This window comes from Roseateles sp., from assembly GCF_019237615.1.
Classification (GTDB): domain Bacteria; phylum Pseudomonadota; class Gammaproteobacteria; order Burkholderiales; family Burkholderiaceae_C; genus Pelomonas.
The window spans coordinates 21,538-29,018 of sequence record NZ_JAFAGT010000083.1; the positions used below are offsets into that span (position 1 = coordinate 21,538).

Below are 7,481 nucleotides of genomic sequence, written 5' to 3' on the forward strand. Positions count from 1 at the left end.
CGTGAGCCATGCCGACCTGGCCGCCGGCGTCTGGCGCATCGAGCGCAGCCGCCTCGTCGGCGCGGCGGCCAAGCTGCTGCGCGACCTCGATGAGGCCGAGGACTGCGCCCAGGACGCGCTCATGGCCGCCCTCGATGCCTGGCCCCGCGATGGCCAGCCCACCAACCCCGCCGCCTGGCTGATGACCGCCACCCGCAACAAGGCCCTGGACCGGCTGCGCCGTCGCGCGATGCTGGAGCGCGAGCACGAGCACCTGGCAGCCGACGACGCGGCCGCCGGCGCCCATGTCGTGCCCGACTTCGTTGACCACCTCGACGCCGCGCGCGACCAGGCCGAGATCGGCGACGAGCTGCTGCGCCTGATCTTCATCGCCTGCCACCCGGTGTTGCCGCGCGAGGCCCAGGTCGCGCTGACGCTGCGCCTGCTGGGCGGGCTGGAGACGGCGGAGATCGCGCGCGCCTTCCTGCAGCCCGAGGCCACCGTGGCCCAGCGCATCGTGCGCGCCAAGAAGGCGCTGAACGGCCAGGCCTACGAGCTGCCCGGGCCCATGGAGCGCGAACAGCGCCTGTCGGCAGTGCTGGCCGTCGTCTACCTGATCTTCAACGAGGGCCACAGCGCCGGCAGCGGCGCCAGCCTGCTGCGACCGGCCCTGTGCGACGAGGCGCTGCGCCTGGCGCGCCAGCTGCAGCACCTGCTGCCGCGGGACGCCGAGGTGCACGGCCTGGCGGCGCTGCTGGAGATCCAGGCCTCGCGCCTGCCCGCGCGGCTGGACGCCCGGGGCCGCCCCGTGCTGCTGCCCGACCAGGACCGCCGCCGCTGGGACGCGCTGCTGATACGTCGCGGCCTGGCCGCTCTCGAGCGTGCGTTGGCGCTGGGCGAGCCCGGCCCCTACACGCTGCAGGGGGCAATCGCCGCCTGCCATGCGCGCGCGGCGCGGGCCGAGGACACCGACTGGCGTGCCATCGTGGCCGGCTACGACCGCCTGCTCGCGCTCAATCCCTCGCCCGTCATCGCGCTGAACCGCGCGGTGGCCGTCAGCTTCGCCCAGGGCCCGGCCGCAGCCTGGCCGCTGCTGCAGGCGCTGAAGGCCGAGCCGCTGCTGAGGCGCTACCCCTGGCTGGCCGGCGCCGAGGCCGACGTGCTGGAGCGCCTGGGCCGCGGCGACGAGGCGCATGCGGCCTATCTGCGCGCGGCCGATCTGACCGACAACGAGGTGCAGCGCGAACTGCTGCTGGCGCGCGCACGTCGCCTGGCCAGCTGAGGCGCGGCCTCAGCGCTCGGGCAGGCCGGCGCGGCGCAGGCCCTCCTTGAAGCGCGCGTCGAAGGCGACGAAGGCCGGGCTGCCGTCGGGTCGGTAGTCCCATTGCGCGATGCTTCGGGCCCGCGTCTCCGGCAGCGCCAGGTAGCGCGCCAGCACATCCCGGGCGGCCTGCTGCTGGCCATCCAGCGCCAGCTGAGAGGCCAGCGCGGCCAGCGTCGTCGGCGCGCGGGGCGCGGCGGCGTCGGCCTGGCGCAGCCAGTGCAGCGCCGCATCGGTCTGGCCGAGCATGAAATGCGCCCAGCCCTTGAACAGCAGGAAGGTGGAGATCTCTGGGTCGCGCGGGCTCAGGCGCAGGCCGCGCTCGGCGAAGGCCAGGGTCTGCTCGGGCTGGGCCAGGAAGAAGTGCAGCGTCGCGAGGATGCGGTGGGCGCGCGCATCGCTGGGGTTGAGGGCCAGGCAGCGCTCGGCGGCCGTCACGGCCTCGGCGAGGCGGTGCTCGCCCTCGAGGACGACGGCCTGGGCGCAATGGGCCTTGGGCTCGTCGGGTGCAGCGGCCAGCGCCAGGTCGACGGCGTGGCGGGCGATGGCGAGGTCGGCCCGCGGGTCGGGGCTCTGCACGCGCGACACCCGGGCGGCATGGAAATAGGCCAGCACGACCAGCGCGCGCACATTGCGCGGGTCGCGCCGCAGGGCCTGCTCGCAGGCGGCGAAGTCGGGCATGGCGGACTGGTCGCTGCGCGTGAAGGTGGCGGCCTCGCAGCGCATGGCCAGCTCCTCGGCGTCCGCGGCCTGGGGATCGCGCGGCGCCTGCCGGGCCGCCGCCTGCAGCAGCTCGACGCCCAGCGCGTTGGCCAGGCGCAGCACGATGCCGTCCAGCGCCTGGCCAGGGTCGCGACCATCGATGTCGAAGCGGTCGGCCCACAGGCTGGCGCCGCTGCCGGTGTCGACCAGCTGGGCGCTGATGCGCCAGCCGGCGCCGCTGCGCGCGATGCTGCCGCTGAGCACGTGGCGCACGCCCCATTCGCGGCCCAGGGCGAGCGGGTCCCAGGGCCGGCCGCGCAGCGTGCGCGCGCTGGCGGCCGCAATGACGCTGGTGCCGCGCAGCCGCGTCAGCGCGCCGGTCAGGTCGCTGGCCAGCACGTCGCCGAGGAAGGCGGTGTCGGCCGGCGCATCCAGCGTCGCGAAGGGCAGCACCAGCACGGACAGCCGCGGCGGCGCTGGCCGGGCCCACCAGGCGGCGCCCGCCGCCGCCAGCAGCAGCGTGGCCGCGGCGGCCAGCGACCAGTGCCGGCGCCAGCGTGCGGGGCGGCCGGCGTCCGCCTCGGCCGGCAGCGCTTGCACGGGCTCGACAAAGCGGTAGCCGCGCCGCGCCACGGTCTGCAGCATGCGCGGCCCGGCCTCGCCCAGCGCGGCGCGCACGTCGCTGACGCAGCGGGTCAGCGAATCGTCCGTGACGACGACGTCGGGCCAGAGCGCATCCATCAGGTCCTGCTTGGACTGCAGCCGGCCGGCATCGCGTACCAGCAGCGTCAGCAGGTCGAAGCTCTTGGGCCGCAGCGGGATGTCGACGTCGCCGCGGCTGAGGCTGCCGCGCCGCAGGTCGAGGATGAAGTCGCCGAACCGGTATCCCTGGATGGACATGGGCGCCGCCTGAGCTCTTTCAGCCGATTTTCAGCGCAGTTTCAGGACTGTTCGGATCCGCCGGCATGCAATCCATGCACCCCATCCCCATGGAGACTGACATGAGCCACCTGTCCCGGGCCTGCGCCCTTGCGACCACCCTGCTGGCACTGGCCGCGCCGGCCGCACCCTCCCTCGTCATCGTCAACGCGCAGGTCTTCACGGCCGACCCAGCCCGCCCGCGCGCCGAGGCGGTGGCCGTCGAGGGCGCGCGCATCGCCGCGGTGGGCCGCAGCGCCGACATCCGCGCGCTGGCAGGGCCCGGTACGCGCATCGTCGACGCCGGCGGCCGGCGGCTGGTGCCCGGCCTCGTCGAGGCCCATGTCCACCTCGGCCAGGAGCTGCCGGCGGCGCCCTTGGCCTTGCCAGGGCTGCCCTTCCCCGGCCCGAGCGCCGAGCAGGCGCTGGCGGCCGTCGAGGCCGCCGCGCGGCAGGGCGAGGGCTGGATAGGCGCCTATGTCGGCCCCGCGTTGGCCCGCGATGGCCGCAACTGGCGCGCCGCGCTGGATCTTGTGGCGCCGGACCGGCCGGTGCTGCTGCGGGGCTTCTGGGGTCACACCACGCTGGTGAACAGCGCGGGCCTGCAACGCCTGGGCATCGCCGATGACGTAGCCGATCCACTCGGCGGCTGGTGGGGGCGCGACGCCCAGGGCCGCCTGGACGGCCGCGCCTTCGAGGCTGCCGAAACCCTGGTGCCCCAGGCGCGACCGATGTCGCCGGACGAACTGGCTTCGGCCTATGCCGAGGCGGCCGGGCGCTATGCGCGCTGGGGCGTGACCTCCATTCATCTGATGAACAGTGAGCACTCGCTTCCGTTGGTGCTGCAGGCGCTGGCCCGGGCCGGCACGCCGCAGAAATGGACGATCTATGCGTGGGCGACGCCGGCTGCCCGCGTCGCCCAGGCCTGGGAGCGCCTGGAGGCCCTGGGCCCGCTGCCGCCGCGGGTGCGCGTGGAGGGGCCGAAATGGGTGCTGGACGGCACGCCGCTGGAGCAGAACGCGCACCAGCGCGCCGACTACCACGGCCGGCCCGGCTGGACGGGCCGCTCCAACTTCGGCACCGCGGAACTGCGCGAACTGCTGGGCCAGGCCTTGAGGAGTCCGCACCAGATGGCCCTGCATGTGGTCGGCGACGCCGAGACCGATCGCCTGCTGGCGCTGATGCGCGAACTGGCGCCGCCGGCCGCCTGGCGTGCGAAGCGGGTCCGCATCGAGCATGGCGACGGCGTGCGCGAGGACAGCGTCGCCGCCGCGCGGGCCCTGGGCCTGACCGTGATCCAGAACCCCACCCATCTGCCGCCGCCGCCGGAGCCGGGCCGGCCGCCGCTGATCGACAGGCCCATGCTGCTGCGCGGCCTGATGGCGGCCGGCCTGCCGCTGGCGCTAGGCTCCGACGGCGGGGTCGACGAACAGAACCCCTATGTCAACCTGCTGCTGGCGACCACCTATGCGGGCCGCCCCGCCGAGGCGCTGAGCCGCGCGCAGGCGCTGCGGGCGTATACCGCGGGCGGCGCTTACGCCGAGCGCCAGGAGGCGCGCAAGGGCCGCATCGCACCGGGGCTGGCGGCCGACCTCGCGCTGCTGTCGCAGGACGTGCTGACGGTGCCGGCCGAGCGGCTGCCGGCCACGACCAGCCTGCTGACCCTGGTCGACGGCGTGGTCGTGTTCGAGGATCCGGCGCTGGCCGGCTCCGGGCCTCAGTGATCCGCGGCGGTCTCGCGCAGCATGCGCTGCATCAGCGTGAAGAAGCGGTCGTAGAACTCGCCGGCGGGGATGGTCTCGGATGCCACCTTGACCATGGAGTCCTGGGTCGACGACAGCGGCAGCGAGATCGAGCCCAGCGCGCTGACGCCCAGGCTGGCCGCCTGCGGGCTCTTCTTCAGCGCGTAACGGTCCTGCTGGGCACTGACATAGGCTGTCGCGACCTGCTGCTTGGGGCCGTCGCCCACGCAGACGACGTTGAAGCCGATTTCCACATGCACCTCGCCCTCGGGCTGGAAGCGCTTGGCGCCCTGCACGATGCCGGCGCCGGCCTTGCTGATGACATAGCCCTGACTCAGCAGTGCGCGCCGCGCGGCCTCGCAGGTGTCGTCGACATTGGCGTCGAACAGACGCGAAAAAGTCTCTTCAGCGGCAAAACGCTCGCCTTGGTAGACCGGTTTGCCGGGTTTTTCTGGCAGAGAGGGCAGCACGCCGCAGCCACTCAGCAGCAGGCCGAGCAGGGCTGTCGGGGCGAGGAGGCGGATGCGAGGCATGAGGGGATTATTCCGCTGCGGCCGGGCTGGCTTGTTGCTGCCGCGTGTCGGCGCGGCGGCGCAGGGCCGAGAATCGCCGCCCACATGGAGGCTATATGGACCAACCCAGCGTCACCCTGATCCAGCGCCAGGGCTACCAGTTCGAACACCATTACGCGCCGGGCCTGCCGGTGCTGCTGTCCGACGAGCCGCCGCCGGCCGGCACCGGCCTGGGCCCCGACCCGGTCGAATTGCTGGCCTCGGCCGTCGGCAACTGCCTCAGCGCCTCGCTGTGGTTCGCCTGCCAGAAGTACAAGGACGACCCGTCGCCGCTGCGTACCGAGGTGAAGGCGACGGTGGGCCGCAACGAGCGCGGCCGCAACCGCGTGCAAGGCCTGGCCGTGGACCTGCATCTGGGCCGGCCGGCCGGCGAACTGGCCCACCTCCAGCGCGTGCTGGACAGCTTCGAGGACTACTGCACCGTCACCCGCAGCGTGGCGCCCGCGATCCCCGTCACGCTGCGCGTGCTCGACAGCACGGGCGCCGTGCTGAAGGGCTGAGGCGCCGGCACTCAGCCGGCCGCCGTCGTGCCGCGTTGCAGCCAGACCTCCATCTGGTTGAAGCGCACGCGCTCGCAGATGGCCGGTGCCAGCGGCCTGGGTTCCACGCTCAGCCGCGCCTGCTGCAGCGCCGCCCCGACGCGGGCGAGCGCGTCGGCGTCGAGCTTGCCCTCGCAGTAGCGCAGTTCACTGCGAGCCGGGATACGCCGGGCGTCGACGAGCTCTATGCCCGGCGCCAGTACGTTGGCGGTGCCCAGGACCTCACGCAGGCGTTTGGCGGCGTCGCGGTCGGCCTCGTCGCCGATCTGCAGGTAGACGCGAGGCGGCAGCGCTGCGTCGCTGAGCTGGCGCGCCGGTGTCGCGGCGGCCGGAGCCGCCGGGTTGGCGATGGCCGCCATGCGCTGACTGTCCTCGACCTTGAGGATCAGTGCGGCCTGGTGGAGGTCCTTCTCCGTCGCGCCGCTGCCCTTGGCGGCGCTGATGCGGGCGTCGAGCACGGCCTGCACCATGGCCAGGCTGTCCTCCTCGATGGCCTTCTTGCCGCGCAGTGACAGCAGCAGCTTCACCCCCAGGTCCTGCTGGCCGCCCTCGGGCGCGAACAGCAGCGGCACGACCTTGAGGACGGCGTCCATGTCGCGCCGCGCGGCCTCGGCGGTGCGGGCCCGCTCGGCATCCGCCCTGTGCATAAAGCGGTCGATGGCCGCGTAGGCCGCGCTCCACATGGCGATCAGCAGCGTCGTCGTGAGCCAGAAGCCGAACTTGCTGTCGAGGAAATCCAGCAGGCCCTTGCGGACAGGGGCCTTGTCGTCGTCGCTCATCGATGCCTCCGGCGCTCCAGTCCAGGCCGATGCTGACGCGACGCCATCGGGGGCGCATCCTCAGGATGCGTGAGGGAGCGACGCCGTGCGGGCAGGCGTCCTCGAAACCCATGGCAAAAGGCCGCGCGGCCCTGTCAGGCTCGCGCGGCCTGTCCATCCGGGGCGACCGGAGCGGGCCGAGGTCGCGACGCCGGCGGGCGGCGTCGCGCGGGGCCTTCCGTCAGGGGTAGAGGCCGCGCTCCTCGCGCGCCTGCAGCACCCGTGTGCAGGCCACCGTGAAGGCGGCGGTGCGCAGCGGGATCTTGTGCTGCTCGCCGGTCTCCCAGATGTGCTTGAAGGCGCCGATCATGATCTTGTCCAGGCGCACGTTGATCTCGTCCTCGGTCCAGAAGAAGGACGAGAAGTCCTGCACCCACTCGAAGTAGGACACGGTCACGCCGCCGGCATTGGCGATGACGTCGGGCACCACGGTGATGCCGCGGTCGGCCAGCACGGCCTCGCCGTCGGGCGTGGTCGGGCCGTTGGCGCCTTCCAGCACCACGCGGGTCTGGATGCGCTGGGCGCGCTCGGCGGTGATCTGGCCTTCCAGCGCGGCCGGGATCAGCACGTCGCTCTTGACGTCCCAGAAGTCCTCGTTCGCGATCTGGTCGGCGCCCTTGAAGCCGCCGGCGCCGCCGGTCTTGGCCACATGGTCGAGCAGGTCGGCCATGTCCACGCCCTGCTCGTTGAGGATGGTGCCGGTGTGGTCCTGCACGGCAACGACCTTCGCGCCGTTCGCGGCGAACAGCTTGGCCGCGATCGAGCCGACGTTGCCGAAGCCCTGCACGGCGATGCGCGCACCCTCCATCGGCACGTTCAGGCGACGCATCGCCTCGCGGCCGATCACGAACACGCCGCGGCCCGTCGCGGCGACGCGGCCCAGCGAGCCG

Annotated in this window: 7 protein-coding genes; 3 read left to right on the top strand and 4 right to left on the bottom strand. The window is 73.4% G+C overall.

Annotated features, from left to right (window positions below; translation table 11 throughout):
• The first annotated feature begins 1 nt into the window (after position 1).
• Complete coding sequence (locus tag JOY88_RS16495; RefSeq protein WP_293503723.1) at positions 2–1,261, top strand: RNA polymerase sigma factor; 1,260 nt, start codon at positions 2–4, stop codon at positions 1,259–1,261.
• A gap of 9 nt (positions 1,262–1,270) precedes the next feature.
• Here the strand turns inward: JOY88_RS16495 and JOY88_RS16500 are convergent, their stop codons facing one another.
• A complete protein-coding gene (locus JOY88_RS16500; protein ID WP_293503724.1) occupies positions 1,271–2,902 on the bottom strand; it encodes a winged helix-turn-helix domain-containing protein in 1,632 nt (543 codons plus the stop codon).
• A 101-nt stretch (positions 2,903–3,003) separates the two neighbouring features.
• Between JOY88_RS16500 and JOY88_RS16505 the strand changes: the two genes are divergently transcribed.
• Positions 3,004–4,644, top strand: coding sequence for an amidohydrolase (locus JOY88_RS16505; RefSeq protein ID WP_293503725.1), 1,641 nt, complete (start codon positions 3,004–3,006; stop codon positions 4,642–4,644).
• On the opposite strand, the gene JOY88_RS16510 is transcribed toward JOY88_RS16505, so the two are convergent.
• A complete protein-coding gene (locus JOY88_RS16510; protein ID WP_293503726.1) occupies positions 4,638–5,195 on the bottom strand; it encodes a DUF2242 domain-containing protein in 558 nt (185 codons plus the stop codon). The two genes, JOY88_RS16505 and JOY88_RS16510, sit on opposite strands and share 7 nt — an antisense overlap.
• 95 nt (positions 5,196–5,290) lie before the next feature.
• Here JOY88_RS16510 and JOY88_RS16515 point away from each other — a divergent pair, with 95 nt between their 5' ends.
• Entirely contained in the window at positions 5,291–5,734 is a 444-nt protein-coding gene (locus JOY88_RS16515) for an OsmC family protein (protein WP_293503727.1), read from the top strand.
• An 11-nt stretch (positions 5,735–5,745) separates the two neighbouring features.
• Here the strand turns inward: JOY88_RS16515 and JOY88_RS16520 are convergent, their stop codons facing one another.
• A complete protein-coding gene (locus tag JOY88_RS16520) occupies positions 5,746–6,552 on the bottom strand; it encodes a hypothetical protein (protein ID WP_293503728.1) in 807 nt (268 codons plus the stop codon).
• Between the two features lie 220 nt (positions 6,553–6,772).
• The coding region (locus JOY88_RS16525; RefSeq protein ID WP_293503729.1) for a Glu/Leu/Phe/Val family dehydrogenase at positions 6,773–7,481 on the bottom strand (709 nt) is incomplete at its 5' end.

Excerpts from the sequence above, each read along its gene's own strand:
- JOY88_RS16520 (WP_293503728.1), bottom strand. The coding sequence starts at position 6,552 with ATGAGCGACGACGACAAGGCCCCTGTCCGCAAGGGCCTGCTGGATTTC.
- JOY88_RS16500 (WP_293503724.1), bottom strand. The coding sequence starts at position 2,902 with ATGTCCATCCAGGGATACCGGTTCGGCGACTTCATCCTCGACCTGCGG.
- JOY88_RS16505 (WP_293503725.1), top strand. The coding sequence starts at position 3,004 with ATGAGCCACCTGTCCCGGGCCTGCGCCCTTGCGACCACCCTGCTGGCA.
- JOY88_RS16515 (WP_293503727.1), top strand. The coding sequence starts at position 5,291 with ATGGACCAACCCAGCGTCACCCTGATCCAGCGCCAGGGCTACCAGTTC.
- JOY88_RS16510 (WP_293503726.1), bottom strand. The coding sequence starts at position 5,195 with ATGCCTCGCATCCGCCTCCTCGCCCCGACAGCCCTGCTCGGCCTGCTG.